General features: G+C 71.9%; 12 protein-coding genes and 1 pseudogene. 6 read left to right on the top strand and 7 right to left on the bottom strand.

Annotation, left to right across the window (positions count from 1 at the left end; translation table 11 throughout):
* Window positions 1-590 (bottom strand): hypothetical protein (locus tag ABZU74_RS12435; RefSeq protein ID WP_355421905.1); only part of this gene is annotated, 590 nt, incomplete at its 3' end.
* Between the two features lie 320 nt (window positions 591-910).
* On the opposite strand from ABZU74_RS12435, the gene ABZU74_RS12430 reads away from it, so the two are divergent.
* The gene (locus tag ABZU74_RS12430) at window positions 911-5,362 is read left to right on the top strand and encodes a LamG-like jellyroll fold domain-containing protein (protein WP_355421902.1); all 4,452 of its coding nucleotides are present in this window, start codon (window positions 911-913) and stop codon (window positions 5,360-5,362) included.
* A gap of 95 nt (window positions 5,363-5,457) precedes the next feature.
* On the opposite strand, the gene ABZU74_RS12425 is transcribed toward ABZU74_RS12430, so the two are convergent.
* Window positions 5,458-6,498 (bottom strand): phosphatase domain-containing protein, encoded by a 1,041-nt coding sequence (locus ABZU74_RS12425; RefSeq protein ID WP_355421923.1) that lies wholly within the window; start codon window positions 6,496-6,498, stop codon window positions 5,458-5,460.
* 173 nt (window positions 6,499-6,671) lie between these two features.
* Between ABZU74_RS12425 and ABZU74_RS12420 the strand changes: the two genes are divergently transcribed.
* The 4 genes and pseudogenes from ABZU74_RS12420 to ABZU74_RS12405 all read left to right on the top strand — a co-directional run bounded on the left by ABZU74_RS12420 (window position 6,672) and on the right by ABZU74_RS12405 (window position 11,045).
* Window positions 6,672-8,288: a hypothetical protein gene (locus ABZU74_RS12420; protein WP_355421899.1), complete on the top strand. Its 1,617-nt coding sequence runs from the start codon at window positions 6,672-6,674 to the stop codon at window positions 8,286-8,288.
* A gap of 65 nt (window positions 8,289-8,353) precedes the next feature.
* On the top strand, window positions 8,354-9,151 hold the full coding sequence (gene yaaA, locus ABZU74_RS12415; protein ID WP_355421896.1) for a peroxide stress protein YaaA: 798 nt from the start codon (window positions 8,354-8,356) through the stop codon (window positions 9,149-9,151).
* A 106-nt stretch (window positions 9,152-9,257) separates the two neighbouring features.
* Window positions 9,258-9,905 (top strand): annotated as a pseudogene (locus ABZU74_RS12410) (hypothetical protein); the annotation flags it as partial.
* Window positions 9,906-10,088: 183 nt separating this feature from the next.
* On the top strand, window positions 10,089-11,045 hold the full coding sequence (locus ABZU74_RS12405) for a TAXI family TRAP transporter solute-binding subunit (protein ID WP_355421893.1): 957 nt from the start codon (window positions 10,089-10,091) through the stop codon (window positions 11,043-11,045).
* Window positions 11,046-11,054: 9 nt separating this feature from the next.
* Here the strand turns inward: ABZU74_RS12405 and ABZU74_RS12400 are convergent, their stop codons facing one another.
* The 3 genes from ABZU74_RS12400 to ABZU74_RS12390 form a co-directional block, all read right to left on the bottom strand.
* On the bottom strand, window positions 11,055-12,485 hold the full coding sequence (locus tag ABZU74_RS12400) for a HAMP domain-containing sensor histidine kinase (protein ID WP_355421890.1): 1,431 nt from the start codon (window positions 12,483-12,485) through the stop codon (window positions 11,055-11,057).
* 9 nt (window positions 12,486-12,494) lie between these two features.
* Entirely contained in the window at window positions 12,495-13,151 is a 657-nt protein-coding gene (locus ABZU74_RS12395; RefSeq protein ID WP_091401433.1) for a response regulator transcription factor, read from the bottom strand.
* Between the two features lie 97 nt (window positions 13,152-13,248).
* Complete coding sequence (locus ABZU74_RS12390) at window positions 13,249-13,560, bottom strand: hypothetical protein (protein ID WP_355421887.1); 312 nt, start codon at window positions 13,558-13,560, stop codon at window positions 13,249-13,251.
* A 113-nt stretch (window positions 13,561-13,673) separates the two neighbouring features.
* Here ABZU74_RS12390 and ABZU74_RS12385 point away from each other — a divergent pair, with 113 nt between their 5' ends.
* Window positions 13,674-14,012, top strand: a complete 339-nt coding sequence (locus ABZU74_RS12385; RefSeq protein ID WP_355421884.1) for a DUF952 domain-containing protein — start codon at window positions 13,674-13,676, stop codon at window positions 14,010-14,012.
* A gap of 72 nt (window positions 14,013-14,084) precedes the next feature.
* Here the strand turns inward: ABZU74_RS12385 and ABZU74_RS12380 are convergent, their stop codons facing one another.
* Together ABZU74_RS12380 and ABZU74_RS12375 are read right to left on the bottom strand one after the other, a co-directional pair.
* Window positions 14,085-15,842 (bottom strand): CDP-glycerol glycerophosphotransferase family protein, encoded by a 1,758-nt coding sequence (locus tag ABZU74_RS12380; RefSeq protein ID WP_355421881.1) that lies wholly within the window; start codon window positions 15,840-15,842, stop codon window positions 14,085-14,087.
* A 225-nt stretch (window positions 15,843-16,067) separates the two neighbouring features.
* Window positions 16,068-18,179, bottom strand: coding sequence for a DUF6077 domain-containing protein (locus ABZU74_RS12375; protein WP_355421878.1), 2,112 nt, complete (start codon window positions 18,177-18,179; stop codon window positions 16,068-16,070).
* Window positions 18,180-18,255: the final 76 nt, after the last annotated feature.

The following is an 18,255-nucleotide window of genomic DNA, read 5'->3' as shown; positions in this document are numbered from 1 at the left end:
GCGTCGTTCGACGACACCAACGGCGACGCCACCCGACACTCACTACGCGTCGGCGTCGTCAACGCACACGCCGGCAAGCGCACCAACCGCAACCGTGACCCGTAGTTACCGCCGAACGCCTCCGCGAACCCCGCGTAATCCACACCGACCCGCACCGCACCCGCGCTGACGTCCGGAGACACCGACAGCAACACACCATCGACCCCGGCCGCCTCGGCAGCCTTACGGTCAGCCACCCTCACCTTCAGGCTGCGCGGGCCCGCCTTCGCCGCCACCGACTCGGCCCACACGGGCGTACCAGCAGCACGCACCCGCGACGGCGACGCCGCACGAGCACCCGCTGCGGCAACCGGCAGCTCGATCTCAGCCGAAGCAGCCTTCGGCCACACCGTGCGCGTCGGCCGGAACGTCGACTTCGCGTCATCCGGCGGCGTCACAAACTTCGTCGGCAGCGGCTTCACACCCTTGACCGACCGCCCCGGCGATGTCGCTGGCGCCTTCGCCAACTCCGGCCCCTTGGGCTTGGCCAGCGCGGGCGCACCCGACAGCAGACTGGCGGCGAGTGACGCGGCCGCAACCACCGCGACCATACGTCTGGGACGTGTGAGCAGGCGTAATCCCCCGTGGACGGCCATGCGTACCTCAGCTCTGCGAGATGGGTTGGAGGCCACGCAGAGTGATAGGACGCGCACCCCCGTGGCGCGAACAATGTTTCATGCTTGATCACCGAAGAGGTCACGGAGTCATAACGATGATCGGCTCCCGATGCCATCAAACCCTTCTCACTGAGTGCTAAAGGGACAGCAGTAAGTGACCAGAGACGTTTCCCGGAGGCCGGAGTGACTGCTTCACTGTGGCCGCTCGATCGGACGCGGTCACGTGTCCACGTCACTAACGGGGAGAACTTCATATGATCAAGAGACGACTGCGCGTACGCGCCGTCGCGTCGGGTGCGGTGGCCGCTGTCGCCATCGCTGCGGCCGCCGTGCCGCTCGCCCTTCCGGCCGCCGCCGCGGCTCCCGCGAAGCCGAAACCCGCCGTTGAGCCGGCCGGCCCGCTCGGGGTGGACGCGGCCATGGCCCAGGCCAAGCGGACCGGTAAGCCGGTCGAGGCGAGCGCCGCCGGCACCTCGACGGAGACCCTTACCGCTCGCCCGGACGGTCAATTGCTGCTCAGCCAGAGCGCCATCCCGAACCGTAAGCGTGTCGGCAAGACCTGGAAGCCGCTGGACCCCACCCTGATCCGACGGGCCGACGGCACCATCACCGCGACCACCACCACGCATGACATCACGTTGTCCAGTGGTGGCACCGGACCGATGGCACACCTGGTCAGTGGGGACCGTTCGCTCACCCTGACCGCCCCCGTCGCCCTACCCAAGCCCACGCTCGCCGGTCCGACGGCGACGTATGCTGAGGTACTGCCCGGTGTGGACCTGACGGCGACCGTCAACGCCCAGGGTGGCTTCTCGCACGTCTTCGTGGTCAAGGACGCGAAGGCCGCGGCGAACCCGAAGCTGGCGACGCTTGAGCTGGCGACCGCTGCCAAGGGCTTCACGCTCGGCGCCGACGCGGCCGGAAACATCAGCGGGCAGGACCGGGCTGGCGACGCGGTCATCACCGCGCCCGCCCCGCTGATGTGGGACTCCTCGGCGGGAGGCGCCAGCGGACCGACAGCGCGCAGCGGCGCCGCGTCGACCAGCGCAGCTCCCGGCCGCGCGGCGCGTACCGCCGCCATCGGAGTCGCCATCGCCCCCGGCAAGCTCGGCCTCAAGCCAGACCGCAAGCTGCTCAGCGATGCCGCGACCGTCTACCCGGTCTACATCGACCCCAGCTTCAGTTGGAGCGCCACCGGTCCGCGGATGTCCGGCTGGGCCAGCATCTCCTACCAGCACCAGTCCACCAACTACTGGAACAACACCCCCGACCCGATCGGTCGGATGCAGGTGGGTAACTCCGGTGAGCAGCGCTCGAACACCCTGATCAACTTCCCGGTGCCCTACAGCGCTCTGAAGGGCGCCGAGATCAGCTCGGCCACCTTCAAGATCACCAACACCCTCTCGTGGTCCTGTACCGCGAAGCGGGTCAACGTCTACGCCCCGGACACCGTGCTCACCAAGTCCAACGCCACCTGGAACTTCTGGGAGACGCAGAGCAACACCCGGCTCGCGGCATCAGCGAGTTTCGCCCACGGCTACAGCGGCTGCGCGGCTGCCGGTGTCGCCTTCGACATCACCAGCCAGATCACTACCGACCTCGCGAACAACCGGACCGCCACCCGCACCCTACGGCTGGTCGGCGAGAACGAGGGCAGCGACGCCCAGAGCTGGAAGGAATTCCTCCAGACCAGCCCCACGCTGGAGATCCTGTACAACCACAAGCCGAACAAGCCGGCCGGCATGACCACCTCGCCGCGGACCGCCTGTGCCGGTGGATCGACCATCGGCGACAACCCGGTCTACCTCTACGCCCCGGTGTCCGACCCCAACGGCGGCACTCTCGGCGTGAGCTTCAAGCTCTGGAAGAGCGCCGACGCCTCGCAGACCGCGCTGGCGTCGTCCAACCCGAACCTGCTGACGTACTCCTCCGGCAGCACCGGGGTGTTGATCGTGCCGTCCGCCACGCTGCGCGCCGCCGCCGGAGGCGCGATCACCAACTTCTCCTGGAAGGTCCAGGCCACCGACTTCCGGACCGCCAGCGACTGGTCGGCGACCTGCACCTTCACCTTCGACCCCACCCGGACCGGCGCGCCGGAGATCAGTCAGCCGCAGGGTCAGTCGAAGATCGGCGAGGAGGCCAGCTTCGCCATCACGCCGCCGAGCACCGGCACCCAGCCGACCAGCTACAGCTACCAGCTCAACGGCCTGCCCCCGGTCACCATCTCCGCCACGGCCGGCGCCGCCACCGTCGTCGCGACGCCGACCCGGTTCACCAACACGCTCGCCGTGACCAGCCTCTCGGCGGGTGGGAACTTCGGCGAGACCGCCACCGTCACCTTCAACGCGGACCCCGCCGACACTGCTGCCGACGCGGACCTCACCGGTGACGGGGTCGCCGACCTGCTGACCATCGGCGCCCGCAACGGGCTGCCCTCAGGCCTCTGGCTCGGCACGGGCATGAACAGCGGCGCGGTGCGCACCACTGTGAACGACATCGGAGCGCGGGGCAACGGAGTCACCGGCAACGAGGACCCGTCCGACTTCAACGGCGGCCAGGCCATCTCCGGTCACTTCTTCGGGTCCGGCCTGCAGGACGTTCTCGTCTACTACACGGCGGGCGCCAACGCCGGCAACGGAACCATCCTGCGCGGCAGTGGCGACGGCTCGGTCATCCAGCCGTACAACAACCAGGTCAGCGTCTCCGGTGAGCTGCTGCTCGACGGCAACGGCAACGCGCCGCTGCAGTTGGCCAACGCCGGCGACGGTCGCGGCACCGGGTCCCTCCTGCCGGACCTGATCGGCACCAGCGGCGACGCCACGAACGGCTACTACCTCAACTATTACCCGATGGCCTTCGCGCCCGGCCTCTACTACTACAGCGCCAGCACCCAGACCCCGACGCCGACGGGCGGCATGGACTGGAACAACTGGACCATCACCACCACGCAGGTCAACGGCAGCACCTCGATGTTCCTGTGGAACAGCAGCACCGGGGCCCTGCACCTCTGGACGAACCTGGCCTACAACCAGGACACCAGCCAGCTCACCTACACGCCGTACACGCTCTCGACCAACTGGAACCGTGGCGCCGCGCTCAGCCTGCGGGCCGCCGACGTCAACTCCGACGACACCCCCGACCTGTGGACCGTCGGCGCCAACGGCTTGACCACTGCGTACCTGGTGACCGGCCTTGGCGGCACGCCCACCATCGCCACCCAGCAGGCGCAGGGTCTGGTCACCGCCAAGCACACCTGGCCGCTCAACGACGGCACTGCCGGAGCGACAGCGGCCACCGCCGCCGACACCTCCGGCGGCAGCACCCTCACCGGCACCGGCAACGCGTACTGGCACGAAGGCGACCTGTTCAGCCCCGACCTGCGGCTCAACAGCGACGCCACCGGCACGGGCGTGGACGCCAACGGCACCGGCAGCCTGGTCAGCGCCGCCAGCCCGGTGCTGATCGACACCACCAAGTCGTTCAGCGTCGCCGCCTGGGTGAAGCCCACCACCGCCGGCAAGATCATCATGTCCGAGGAGGGGTCACGCTCGGCCCGGTTCATCCTCTGGCAGGAGCAGAGCGACAACACCTGGCGCTTCGGGATGGCCCGCGCCGACGGCGACGCCTGGTCGTACGACCAAGCCGTCAGCGCACCCAACGCGCAGCTCGGGGTGTGGACGCACCTGGTGGCCACCTACAACCACACCACCAGCACGATGGCTCTCTACGTCAACAACAACCTCGCCGGCACGGCACAGCACGCCGCCGCCGTGTCCTGGCCCAGCACCGGTCGGTTCGTCATCGGCCACTACCGCTACAAGGGCGCACCGAGTTCGTACTACTCGGGCCAGATCAGCAACGTGCAGCACTGGGACCGGGCCCTGAACCCGGCCGAGGCCACCGCGCCGGGCAACTACGCCCAGACGCTCCTCGCGCCCAACGTCCGCGACGTCACCGGTGACGGCCGGGGCGACATGCTGATCCGCCAGAGCAACGGCGACGTGCTGCTGCGCCGCGGAACGAACCTGGACGGCACGCTGACGTTCGACGCCGGTGTGGTGGTCTGCGGACGGTGCGGGGGCTACGACTCGTTCAACATGGCCGATGTCAACAACGACGGCAAGTTGGACCTGTTCATGCGCCAGATCAGCACCGGCGACATGTACGTCTACCCGAACACGGTCGCCAGCGGAGATCCAATCTGGTCTGCCCGCCAGCTGGTCTGTGGCAAGTGCGTCAACTTCGGCACGTCCGACCTGGCCGATGTGAACCGCGACGGCAAGACCGACCTGTTCATCCGGGAGAACAGCACCGGGGACATGTACGCGTACCTGGGCAACGGCACTCCTGGCGGCGCCATCACCTGGAGTAATCGGATCCTGCTCTGCGCCTCCTGCGGTGGATACGACAACGTGCACATCGAGGACGCCAACAACGACGGCAAGCCGGACCTGGTCATGCGCAACGCCGGCACCGGCGACATGTGGGTCTACCCCAACACGGCCGCCAACGGAACCCCGGTGTGGGGCCCCCGTGTCCTGGTCTGCGGCATCTGCAAGGACTTCGACATGAGCAGCCTCGGCGATGTCACCAACGACGGGAAGATGGATCTGATGGTCCGTCGCAGGAGCAACGGCACCCTGAGCCTCTACCCGGGCAACGGCGCCCCCGGCACCGTCGCCTGGGCCGGACCCTCACTGCTGTAACCCGAAGTGCCGAAACCCCCGGGCACCGCGAACTGCGGCGCCCGGGGGTTTCGCCTGTACGGGCTCAGCCACTGGGAGTGGAGCGAGGAGCGCGGTCAAACCAGGCCGGCGTCGCGGAGCAACTGCCACAGGCCGGCGCCGTCCGGGGCGGAGAGCCACTTCTGCCCCACCGGCCCCGACGACGGGCGGCCGGCCGGGGCGGGCAGGGTGCCGGCCAGCACCGACTGGGTCGGGGAGAGTCGGCGGATCGCCACCCCGGCGACGTTCTCCGGGTGGGCGGCGGCGAACTCCCGGTAGATCTCCTGGTCGTGCTGGCCGTCGTCGCCGACCAGCAACCAGCGCACGTCGGGGAACTCCTTGGCCAGCCGGGCCAGGGTGACCCGCTTGTGTTCCATGCCGCTGCGGAACCAGCGGTCGGCGGTCGGGCCCCAGTCGGTGAGCAGCAGCGGCCCGGCCGGGTAGAGGTGCCGGGACAGGAATCGGGTCAGCGTGGGCGCCACGTTCCACGCACCGGTGGAGAGGTAGAAGACCGGCGCGCCGGGGTGCGCGGTGACCAGCCGCTCGTAGAGCACCGCCATGCCGGGCACGGCGTTGCGCGCGTGCTCGTCGAGGACGAACGTGTTCCAGGCGGCCAGCAGCGGCCGGGGCAGCGCGGTCACCATCACCGTGTCGTCGATGTCGGAGATGATGCCGAACTTGACGTCCGGGTCGAGGATGCGCACCGGGGCGTCGACCGGCTCGGCGTCCGGGACGCTGAGCCGGACCGTGCCCCACCCGGGCGGCAGGTCCGCCTCGACCAGCGTGTCGACGAAGCCGCTGCGGTCGGCCCGCGTCTCGTGGCACACCCCGCCGGCCTCGATGGTCACCGTGACGTGCTTGGCGGGCAGCGTGGTGAAGCTGCGCCAGCCGCGGACCTTGTCCAGCCGACCCCGCTGGCGGGTGTCCGGACGACCCAACAGCACCCGGCACATCACCCGCACCCAACCCGGCGCGCCATAGCCGGTGTACGCGACGATGTTGACCCGCCAGCCGGTGCGCCGCAGCCGGCGCTCGACGAGCTGGTGCACGGCGTCCTCGATCCGCGCAGCCCGGTGCAGGTTCGGAACGGCCAGTTGGCCGGCGGGAGTGGGTGGCACGCGCCAACCCTGCCACACGTCGACAGCCACGGCCACGCGAGCCAACCTCGGCTGCGCCGATCCGGCCCGCCCACCGCGGAGCCGATCCCGCCCTGCCCGGCTACGCGGATCCGCCTCGGCGGCCCGGCCGAACGTGAAACACTCCGGTCGGGACGACGACGGGGGCGTTGGTCGTGTCGCATCCAGAGCAGCACCGCGGGCGATGGCGTCCGCGACTCGACCGGCCGGCGCTCGTCGCGCTGCTGTTCGGGGTCGCCGGTGTCGTCTACCGGCTGATTCTGACGCTCTTCACAGTGCCGGTATCGAACAGCGACGAGGCGACATTCGGCCTCGCCGCCCTGCACATCGGGCAGGGCCGCGAACACCCGGTCTTCCTCTACGGCCAGCACTACATGGGGATGTTGGAGTCGTACCTGGCCGCTCCCCTGGTGGCGGTGTTCGGGCCGAGCTGGCCGGTGCTGCGGCTGCCGATGCTCGCGCTCTACGCGGTCTTCCTCTACCTGATCCACCGGTTGACCCGGCGGCTCGGCACCCCGTGGTTCGCCGCCTTCGTGGTGGGCCTGCTCGCGCTCGGGCCGGAGCGGGTGGTCCGCGACCAGCTCACCGTCGTCGGTGGGCGACCCGAGGTGAAGCCGGCGGTGCTGCTGATGCTGCTGATCACCCTGGGGTTGGCCGCCGGCACGGTCCATCTCCGACGGCTCGCGTTCGGCCTGTTCGGCCTGCTCGTCGGGTTGTCCGTCTGGTCGGACTGGCTGATCCTGCCGTACCTCGCGGTGGCCGGGCTGGCCCTGCTCTGGGCGATCCGGCGGGAACTGTTCGGCTGGGCCGGGCTGCTGCTGGTGGTGGGGGTGGTCATCGGCGTGGCCCCGATGATCGTCGACAACCTGCGGGCCGGCCCCGGTGAGGACTCGCTGTCGGTGTTCCGGGAGGTCAGCAGCAAGGCCGGGCCGCAGCCGCCGTGGTCCGACCGGATCCGGGGCGGCCTGCTGGAGGGGGTGCCGCTGGCGCACGGACTCTGCCCGGTGGACGGCTGCGGACGCTGGCAACAGTGGTTCGGCGTGCTGTACCCGGTGCTGCTGCTGGCCGGGGCGGCGCTCGCGGTGCTCGCCTACCGACACGCCGGGGCGTCGCGCGGGGAGCGGGTCGGGCCGGTCGTGCAGCTCGCGCTGGTCGCCGGCGCGGCGTTGACACTGCTGTCGTACGTGCGCAGCCCGCTCGCCGCGACCAGCCCGCTGGACAACGCCCGCTACCTGTCGGTGCTGCAACTGTCGCTGCCGGCGGTGCTCTGGCCGCTCTGGGTGGCGGCGCTGACCGCATGGCGGGGCACCAGCAGCGTGCTGGGGCGGTTCACCGGCGCGCTCTCCACCGCCGTGCTGGCGGCGCTGACCGTGACCATGCTGGTGATCACCGTGCTCTTCGCCGCCACCGGCACCGCGGCGTCGCGGACCGAGGAGCGCCAGGCCCGGGAATTGGCCGCCGCGCTGCGCGCCGACGGACCCCACGAGGTGTACGGGGACTACTGGACCTGCAACCGGTTGATCTTCAATACGGACGAGTCGGTGGTCTGCGGGGTGCTCGACGGGGACCTGTCCCCCGGGCAGAACCGCTACCGGCCGTACTGGCGGCAGGTGGGGCGGGCCGAGCGGCCGGGCTACGTGGTGGAGGTCGGCTCGCCGATGGACCAGCGGTTACGCCGGTTGCTCGCCGAGCGGGCCGACGTCACGCCGGTGCGGGAGGTCGGCGGTTATCGCGTGTACCACCCCGACACCCCGGTGCGGCCCTGGCGGTAGGGGCTGGTCGTACGCTGGCCGGGCCGGCGCGTGGGGTGCCGCCGTTTCGCCCGTCGAGGAGACCCATGCTCATCCTGCTGCCGCCCTCGGAAGGCAAGGCCGACGCCGGCACCGGACGCCGCTGGGCCGCGGACCGGCTCTCCCTGCCCGAGCTGAGCCCGGCCCGCGAGCGGGTGCTGGACGCCCTGGTGGCACTGAGCGCCGGGCCGGACGAGGAGGCCGCGCGGGCGGCCCTCGGTCTCAGCGAGGGTCAGCGGGGCGAGCTGCGGCGCAACGCCCGGCTGCGGGAGGCGGCCACCGCGCCGGCCGAGCGGCTCTACACCGGGGTGCTCTACGAGGCGCTGGACCTGGCCTCGTTGCCGGCCACCGCGCAACGGGCCGCCCGCCGGTCGATCCTGATCAGCTCCGGGCTGTGGGGCGCGGTCCGGTTGGCCGACCGGATCCCGCCGTACCGCTGCCCGATCGGCGCCCGCCTGCCCGACGTCGGGGCGCTGTCGACGTACTGGCGCAGGGAGCTGACCCCGGCGGTGGACGGCGCCGCCGGTCGCGGCCCGGTGCTCGACCTGCGCTCCGGCGCGTACGCGGCCACCTGGACGCCGCGCGGGGAGCTGGCCGAGCGGACGGTCACCGTGCGGGTTCTGCACGAGCGGGAGGTCGACGGCGTGCCGGTCCGTTCGGTGGTCAGCCACTTCAACAAGGCGACCAAGGGGCGGCTGGTCCGGGAGCTGCTCGTCGCCGGGGCCCGTCCGCGCACCGCCGCCGAGCTGGTGGGCACCCTACGGGAGTTGAAGCACACAGTGCTGGAGCAGGCCACCGCCGCGGGTCGGGTGCGGCAGGTGGATCTGGTGGTCACCGACCTGTAGCGGCGCGGCAGCCGCAAGATTTGCTCAAGGCTGGGGCGGAGCTGTTCCGTAACGGCGTGACAGGGGCCACGGTAGGGCAACCCAGACTCCGACAAGGGAGCCTCCGTTGACCCGCGAACCCGCCCTGCTCGACAGGCCCCACTCCCCGACGCCCCCGGCTCCGCTCGACTGGCTGACACTGGGCGACGCGTTCGAGGCTGCCTGCCTGCAACGTTGCACGCCGCCGCCGACCGCAGCCCGACCGACCGCCGCCCGACCGAGCGCGGTCCGTGCCGAGCACGCCCCCGGGGTGGAGTTCAACCGGGAGGACGCCGCGCAGCGGATGCGGCAACTGCTCGCCCGGCTGGACATCCCGGTCACCCACGAGGTGGCCGTCGGCGGCCTGCGCCGCCGCTACGAGCTGCACCGGCTGTGGGTGCCCCGGGAGCACCAAGGCGCGTACGCCCGGATGTTGGACGCGGGCTGGCGGCAGGGGCGGCGTGAGCTGCTCGGCGGGCCGCTGCCCGGCGCCTCGCCGGCCCGCCGGCGGTTGGTGACCCGGCTGGCGGAGGCGGCTTGGCGCTCGGCGCTGCTGGCCGCCGGGCGGCACGTCCGCCGGCACATCCTCGGTGTCCGGCTCACCGACCGGGAGTTGGCCGCGGTGCTGATCCGGGGCGCGGCGGTGCTCGACGTGCCGGCCCGGCTCCGCCCCGGCACCGGCTGCTTCCTGGTCAGCGTGGCCGACGGCCCGGACCGGCAGCGGATCCTGCGCAGCGCGGCGTTGGAGCCGGCGCGTGGTCCGGTGGCCGTACCGGCGACGGCGGCAGCGCGCGGGGGGATTGCGGCGTCTGCGCGGGGTGCGGTCGTGGCACCGGCACGTCGCACGGCCTGCTGATCGGGTTCCGACCCTCCGGACGTCGCCGGCCGGGGCTTGCGCGCACCCGCCCGACAGCGCACAGTGCACCGCGTGAGTCGTACCTCGTCCGGCCGCGCCGGCCTGGCCGCCCTGTCGACGGTGCTGCTGATCGCGAACCTGGCCGTCGCTGGTTGCCGGGACGCCCCGACCGAGCCGACGTCGATCCGGATCGCCACCGGCAGCCCCACAGCGGTCTACTACGCGTTCGGGCAGTCCCTGGCGGCCATCCTCAACCGGGAACTCCCCGACGTACGGGCCAGCGTGGTGATCACCGCCGCCTCGGCGGAGAACGTCCAGCTCGTCGGCTCCGGTGGGGCCGAGCTGGGCTTCACCCAGGCCGACGTGCTGCCGACCAGCACGACGGGAAGCCCCACGGTCAACGCCGTCGCCCGGGTGTACGACGACCAACTGCACCTGGTCACCACGAGCGGCGGTCCGGTCCGCACGGTCGCCGACCTGAGTGGCCGGCGAGTCTCCGTCGGCGCCCCCGGCTCGGGCACCGAGATCACCGCGACCCGACTGCTGGAGGTGGCCCGCCTCGGTGGCGACGAGGTGCGGCGCGAACGGCTCGGTCTGGACGACTCGGTGACGGCGCTGCGCTCCGGACGGATCGACGCGTTCTTCTTCTCCGGCGGGTTGCCCGTCCGGGGCATCGAGGAGCTGGCCAGGGCCAGCGCCATCCGGATCGTGGACCTCAGCGAGTTGACCGAGCCGCTGCGCTCGCGCTACGGCCAGGTCTACGTCTCCCGGGACATTCCCCGCTCGGTGTACGGGGTGGACGCGGTGACCACGGTGGCCGACCCGAACTATCTGATCGTCCGGGCCAACCTGCCGCAGCCGTTGGTCCGTGAGGTGACCCGGCTGCTGATGGAACGCCGGGCCGAGCTGGCCGCCGCCCATCCGGCGGCGGGACGGATGAGCCCCCGCTCGGCGATCGTCACCGCGCCGCTGTCGCTGCACCCGGGCGCGGCCGCCTGGTACCGCGCCACCAAACCGTGACGACCGGCCTCACCGCGCCGGACTGGTGCGCAGCTCGGCGGCCGGCTCCTCGTCCGCCGACTCCACCGCAAGGGCCGGCGTCGGGAACCACAGGGCGGCGACCAGCCCCCGCGACTCCCCCGGGCGCATGGTGAGCCGCCCGTCCGACGCGTCGACCAGCACGGCGGCGATGGTCAGGCCGAGCCCCGCGCCGTCCACGTTCTGCGCGTCCGGTGCCCGCCAGAACCGCTCCGTCGCCTGACCGAGCTGACTCTCGGTCATGCCGGGGCCGGAGTCGCGGACCTCCAGCGCCACCCCGCCGTCGCGGCGGGACACCGTCACCGTCACCGCCCCGCCCGCCCCGCTGAACTTCACCGCGTTGTCGATGAGCGCGTCCAGCGCCTGGTCGACGGCGGTCGGCACGGTCTGGGCGTACGCCGGGGCGTCGGTCGTGGCCAGCCGCAACGCGACCGACCGGTGCCGGGCCAGCGGCGCCCACGCGGCCACCCGGGAGGCGGCCACCGCGGCGGCGTCCACGGTGACGCGCTCGTTCTCCTCCCGTTCCGCCCGGGCGAGGGTGAGCAGCGCGTCGAGCACCAGCGCGAGCCGGTCGGTCTCCTCCAGGGCCAGCCGGTGCTCGGAACGACCGTCCGGGTCGGTGAGGCTGGGCCCCAACTCCTCCACCCGCAGTCGCAGCGCGGTGAGCGGGTTGCGCAGTTGGTGGCTGGCGTGCGCGACGAAGGCGCGCTGCCGGTCCATCACGTCGGAGACCACGTCGGCCATGTGGTTGAAGCTGGCCGCGAGGCGGCGCAGCTCCGGCGGCCCCTGCCGGTGCTGCACCCGGGCGCCCCGGTCGCCCTCGGCGATCTCGTGGGTGACCGCGTCCAGTTCGGTGACCGGGCGCAGCACCCAACCGGCCAGCCCGAACGCGGTGAGCACGCAGGCCAGCACGGCGAGCAGACCGGCCAGGGTGAGCAGCAGCCACCACGCGACGACGGCTCGGCGGATCGGGCCGGCCGGGGTCACGATCACCACCGCGCCGAGCACCTCACCTCCGTCGTTGATCGGCACCGCCACCACCACCGGGTCGGTCGTCCAGGGCCAGACCGACACCGGGGCGCTTGTCTGCTGCCCGGACAGCGCGACGTCCAGCACCGTCGCGGTCCCCGGGCTGGGCTGCCACCTCGGCGACGAGACAGTGATGTTCCGGTCCCGGTCGACGATCGCGGCGCCGATCGCGTACAGGTCGTCGTAGCTGGTCAGCTCCGACTCGATCGGGCCGGGCCCGCCGTCGCGCAACGCCGGCCCGGCCAGCGAGGCGAACCGGGTGGCGTCGGCGAGCCGGTCGGCGCGGACCCGCTCGGTCTCGCGGCTGGCCATGGTGGCGGCCAGTGGCGTCTCCAACGCGATGAGGACGAGGACCATCAGCAGCAGATAGCTGATCACCAGGCGACGGCGCACGTCAGCTCCTCACGCGTCGCGCAGCCGGTAGCCGACGCCGCGCACGGTCTCCACCAGGCGGGCGTCGCCGAGCTTGCCGCGCAGCGACCCGACGTGCACCTCGACGGTGTGCCGGTCGGCCCAGGTGGTGCCCCAGGCGTCGAGCAGGATCCGGTCGCGGGGCACCGCCACCCCGGGCTGGCGGGCCAGCGAGAGGAGCACGTCGAACTCCTTGCGGGTCAACGTGACGGCACGGCCGTCGACGGTGACCGTCCGGGCGGCGACGTCGATGCGGACCGGCCCGGCCTCGATGAGGTGCCGCTCGGGTGCGGCGTTCGCGGCGCGGCGCAGCACCGCCTCGATCCGGGCCTGCAACTCCACCATCGAGAACGGCTTGACCACGTAGTCGTCCGCGCCGAGACGCAGACCCAGCACCCGGTCACGTTCCTCACCCCGGGCGGTCACCGCGATGATGCCGAGCTGACTGCTACGCCGACGCAGCTCCCGGCACAGGTCGGTGCCGTCCCCGTCGGGCAGGGTCAGGTCGAGCAGCACCAGGTCGCAGGGGGCGGCAGAGAGCGCGGCGGCGACGGTGGCGGCGTGCTCGACCTCGTACCCCCGGCGGGTGAGGGCGGAGGACAGCGCAGCGGCCACCCGGCGGTCGTCCTCCACCAGCAGGATCCGCACCCGTGCCCCCGTCCTTCGCAGCGCTGTTCTGCGAATGGTGGCAGAAGCGCGCGCCGACCGGGAGGCCGCCCGCCCGCGCCGGGCGGACCACCGGCCGCTACAGGCCGAAGACGTCGTCGGCGGTGGCGTCCCGGACGCCGTCGGTGAACCCGCGGAAACCCGGGTCCTCGTGGCTGGCCGGCACGCTGGTGACGTTGACCCCGCTGGCCTGGGTGACCGCGTCGACCAGGGGCGGATAGTCGATCTCGGCGTCCTCGAAGGCGTCGTCGTCCGCCTCGGCCAAGTTGATCACGTGCTGTACGTCGTCGGACGGAGTGTCCGGGTCCTCGGCCCACTCGCCGCCGGCCCGGTAGCACTCGTCGTACAGCGCGCGCTGGCTGTCGGTCCAGTCATCGTCGTAGCTCTGCATCGCCCATCCCTCCGCGGCCCTTGACCTGAGCATGCCCGGCGGGAGGCGACGGGCGAGGCGGTACCGGCGAAAACCGGGCGGGCGCGCCGACTCCGGCCCCGTACGCTGCTGTGGTGATCTACAAACTGCTGTCGAGCGCGGAATGGGACGACGCGCTCGCCGCCGGTGTCTTCGCCGGCTCCGCCGTGGACCGGCAGGACGGTTTCATCCACCTCTCCGGCGGCGACCAGGTGGTGGAGACGGCCCGGCGGTACTTCACCGGGGCGACCGGGTTGACGCTGCTCAGCGTCGAGGAGGAGCGACTGGGCGACGCGCTGCGGTGGGAACCGTCGCGCGGCGGGCAGCTCTTCCCGCACCTGTACGGCCCGCTGCCGGTCGCGGCGGTGACGGTGGCGCGGGCGTTGCCGGCGGACCTTCCGGCCCCCGACGCGGTCGCCGCCCTGCTGGGCTGACCAGGTCGGGGCGGAACCGGTCGCGCCCGACCCGACAGTGTCGGGCCGGGCGCGGTGCCGTGCGGACGAGGCTCAGTGGCAGAGCCGGTCGATCTCCTCCTGGAACCGGTCCATCGGGTTCGCCTCGGCGGGGCCGAGCAGGTAGGTCTTCAGCTCCCGGCGGGCCTCGGTCATCGGGTCGTCGCCGGCCCGGGTGACCGACACGATCTTCTCCAGCTCGCCGCAGTCCTTGGAGAGCAGGTACGCGGCCCGCGCCGTCGGGTACTCGCGGCGGAAGTCGTCCTCCGACAGGCCGGCCGGGTTGGCCACCACGTACGGCCGCTGGCTCTGCACGAAGTCGGACACCACACTGGACACGTCGCTGATCAGCAGGTCGGTCTGGTTGAAGCAGTCGAACAGCGCCGGCGTGCGGCCGGTGACCACCAGGTGCGCGGTGCCGTCCAACCCGGACGCGTCCGGGTTGCCGCCGGCGGCGCGGATCGCCGTGACGATCCGTTCGTGCACGGCCTTCGCCGCCTTGGACCGCGACCCGGTGAGCGGGTGCGGCTTGTAGATCAGACGGACCCGGGGGTTCGTGCCGAGCAGCCCCTTGACGATCCGCTCACCCATCAGCACCAGCGAGGTGTGGTACGGGTCGTCGTCGAGCCAGCCCTCCCAGGTGGGCGCGTAGAGCACTGTGAACGGCCGGTCCACCGACTCGGCGCCGAAGGTGTGCACGCCGGCGAGCTGCGGCCGGCCGATCTCGACGATGTCCGAGTCGAGCACCCCCACGCCAGCCCGCGCGTAGCGCTCCCGGCCGGCCAGGCCGGCGACCCACACCTCGTCGTACACCTTGCTGTAGGGGTTGACGCTGGCCTGCTTGTCGCTGTCGCCGTGCCCGACGAAGACGTGCTTCGTACCCGGCTCGCGGAGCATGTGGATGTTCGCGCCGACGTTGGCGGAGTAGAGCGCCGCGCGGATGCCGCCGAGGTCGAGGTTCATGAAGTCGACCCCGGCCGGTACGCAGATCACCGGCAGCCGGGTGTCGGCCAGCTCCAGGAAGGCTTCCCGGCTGCGCATCAGCACCACCGCGCGCTGCTGCAGCGCCTCGGTCGGGGCGAGCCACATGTTGGCCTGGTAGACGTCCTTGGCCGGGCCGGCGAAGTAGAGCGCCACCTCCGGCCGGTAGTTGTCCAGCCAGCGCTGCACCGCCGGCAGCAGCGGGCCCTGCCCGGCGCCTCGACCGCGGAGCCAGGTCAGCGCGATGATGGCGCCCACCAGACCGGTCGCCACGACCGCCACCACGCCGGCCAGGAAGAACGGCGTCGGATCGTGCTGCACGGCGGCGGCCACGCCGGCCGGCACCAGCAGCAGGTTGAGCAGGGGCATCCGGTCGCCGGCGACCGCCGCCGCCCAGGCGGGCGGTTGGGGGGCGCTGGACAGTGGACCCAGCTCGATGTTGCGCACCATGGCGGAGAGCGGGTTACGCCGCTCGATCATGGTGGAGAGCGCACCGGCGAAGACCGAAACGACCCACACCGCGGCCGGCAGGACCAGCAGCAGGGTCAGCTCGCCGTCGCTGAGCCGCACCTCGGCGACGACCAGCAACACGGCGGCGAGGTCCCGGGTCAGCTGCCGGTACGACCAGTGCAGGCCCACCTTCTCCAACAGCAGCTGCGACGGCGGTGACCAGCGGGCGACGGCGAACTCGCCGAGGATGGCGGCCAACCCGGCGACGGCGAACAGACCGATCCAACCGAATACGCCACCGACGAGCATGACCAGGTAGGCCAGAACCAGTAGCGCACTCTGGGCGGCCACTCCGAGGCGTCCTGTCAACGTGCCGAACAAACGAGTTCGCTCCCTACGAGATTTCGTTGCGGGCGGTGCCCGTGATGGACCGACGTCACTCCCCGTCGCACAGCGGCTCAGTCGCGGCCGGGTGCGTGTGACTGCGACCTTAACGCGAGGGGACAGCTCGGTGTCGCTCGGGTATCCGGCACCATTTCGGGCAAAGTTCCGCCCCGGGGCGCGCCCGACCCACCCCGGGTCGGGCGCTTTGGGTGGGTGAAGCGCTCAGCCGGCCCGCCGGAAGCAGGTCACCGCGCCGGGCGCCTTGCGCTTGGCGAACTCCTGGTAGCCCAGTTGCGGGGCGGTGTCGCGGGCGTACTGGTTGCCGTTGTAGACGCAGATGGTGCCCACGTCGAGGCGGTCCAGTGCCGGCTTCAACTCGGCTGGTCTCGGGCTGGCGGTGCCGTCCGCGAAGCCGGCGAGCAGCAGTCGGTCCTTGGCGAACTGGGAGCTGAGGTCGTACTCGACGAGGTAGAAGTCGCGGGGCAGGACAACCCGGACCTCGCTGGTGACGATCGGCGTGGTGCGCATGATCGTCTTCGGGGCGAGCAGCAGGCCCTGCGGGCGGTCCAGGTCCCTGATCCAGAACGCGATCGCCTGGCGCTGCTGCGGGAGCTTCCAGGTGGGGCGGTTGTGCACCTCGACCCAGCTCTGCGGCGACCACATCGGGGTGGCGAACAGGGCGAACGAGGCGACCAGCAGCACCGCGATCCCCCCGGACGCCGCCCGGCGCAGCGCCCGGGTCGGCGCCGGCACGCGGACGGTGCAGAGCAGACCGACAAGCGTCGGCAGGGCGAGCAGCCACGGCACGCGCCAGAGCACCACCGAGATGCCGCTCAACGCGCTCAGCACCTCCAGCACACCGGGCACGAACAAGACACTCAACGCCAGGGCGGCACCGGCGGCGAGCAGCGCGGGCGTACGCCGACGGGCGAGCAACGCCCCGCACCACAGCGCCAGACCGCTGATCACCCCGACCACGCCGAACAGCAGGGTCCGCCGGTAGGTGGACGCCGCGTCGAAGAAGGCGTCGTCCGCGCCGGTCGCGGTCATCCCGCCGAGCGCCAGGCGGGAGACCACAAGCGAACCGATCGGGTACGCGAGGGCGGCGACCGCCGCGACGACGGCCGCCTTCCACCGGCCGACCAGCAGCATGGCGAAACCGGCGGCGCCGACCAGCATCGGCAGGATGATCGCCGCGGTGTTGGTGAGCCCGATCGCGGTGATCGAGAGCGCCACGATGAGCAGCAGGCTGCGCCGCGAGCGGTTGTCGAACCACTCGGTCAGGTAGAGCCACATCAGCGGGATGACCGCCGAGACGAACATGCCCTTGCCCTCGTGCAGCCGGGGAAGGTGGAACGTGCCCAGTGCGGCGTCCCCGCCCGCGACGAGGTAGAGGTACGCGATCGCCACGGTGAAGGCGAGCACCGGACGGCGCGGGGCCCACCGGTGCGTCAGCCGCCACAGCGCCAGCGCCGCGAGCACCGCCATGATCGGCAGCAGCACGTACCAGAGGGCCGAGCTGGCGTGGATGCCGACGACGTTGGCGAACGCGCCGTCGAAGACCTCGATCGACGGGATGGGCGGCTGCGAGCCCATCGGCGGCAGCACGTTCTCGGAGAACAGGAAGTCGTTGAGCGGGATCAGGTCACGTTCGGCGATCCACACCGACTTGCCGACGTAGTAGACGTCGTCCGGGGTGTTGCGGGCCATGAAGAACGACGAGATGCCGACCAGGACCGATACGACAAGCGCGTACGCCGACTGCGCCGGGGTGGGCGCCGGAGCGACAGGGGTGGGCCTCGGGCCGCTCAGCCAGGCCTGGCGCACCAGCAGCAGCCCGCCGACCGCCGCGAGCAGGCCGGCCACGGCCGGGATCCACCAGGTGAGGTTGACGCTGGTGCCGGCCACACCGGCGGAGACGGCGGCCACCGCGGCGGCGACCAGAACCCCGATCAGCAGGCGACGGTCGGCGGCGGGCGGTGCGCTGACCGGCTCGTCCTGAGCCGCCGGGGCGCTGTCAGCCGGGGCGCTGTCAGCCGGGGCGCGGCGGCGGGCGCGCAGCACCGCCACGACCGCGAGCACCACACAGGCCAGCAGCCAGATCCGGAAGGTGACCGACGGACGCAGGTCACCCAGGAACGCCAGGTGATAGAGCACTGTGAAGAGCGCGAACGCGATCACCGCGCCGTCGGTGAGCACCGCCGGGGCGACGGCCACCAACGCGCGTACCCGGGACAGCCCGCCGCGAGGGTCGGCGGGCCGGGATGCCTGCCCAGGCCGCGGAGTCGGATCCGGTTCGGCGGGCGCTACGGCGATGCTGTCGACGTTGGCCACGGGCGTCCTTACTCGTCAGGCGGATGAGGGGCATCGGCACGGTGACGGCCGGGTGTCAAGGGGGCAGCGTAGCGGA

This window comes from Micromonospora sp. NPDC005171, from assembly GCF_040608575.1.
Classification (GTDB): domain Bacteria; phylum Actinomycetota; class Actinomycetes; order Mycobacteriales; family Micromonosporaceae; genus Micromonospora.
The sequence above is the reverse complement of the archived record's forward strand: the minus strand, read 5'-3'. Positions and strand labels throughout refer to the sequence as shown.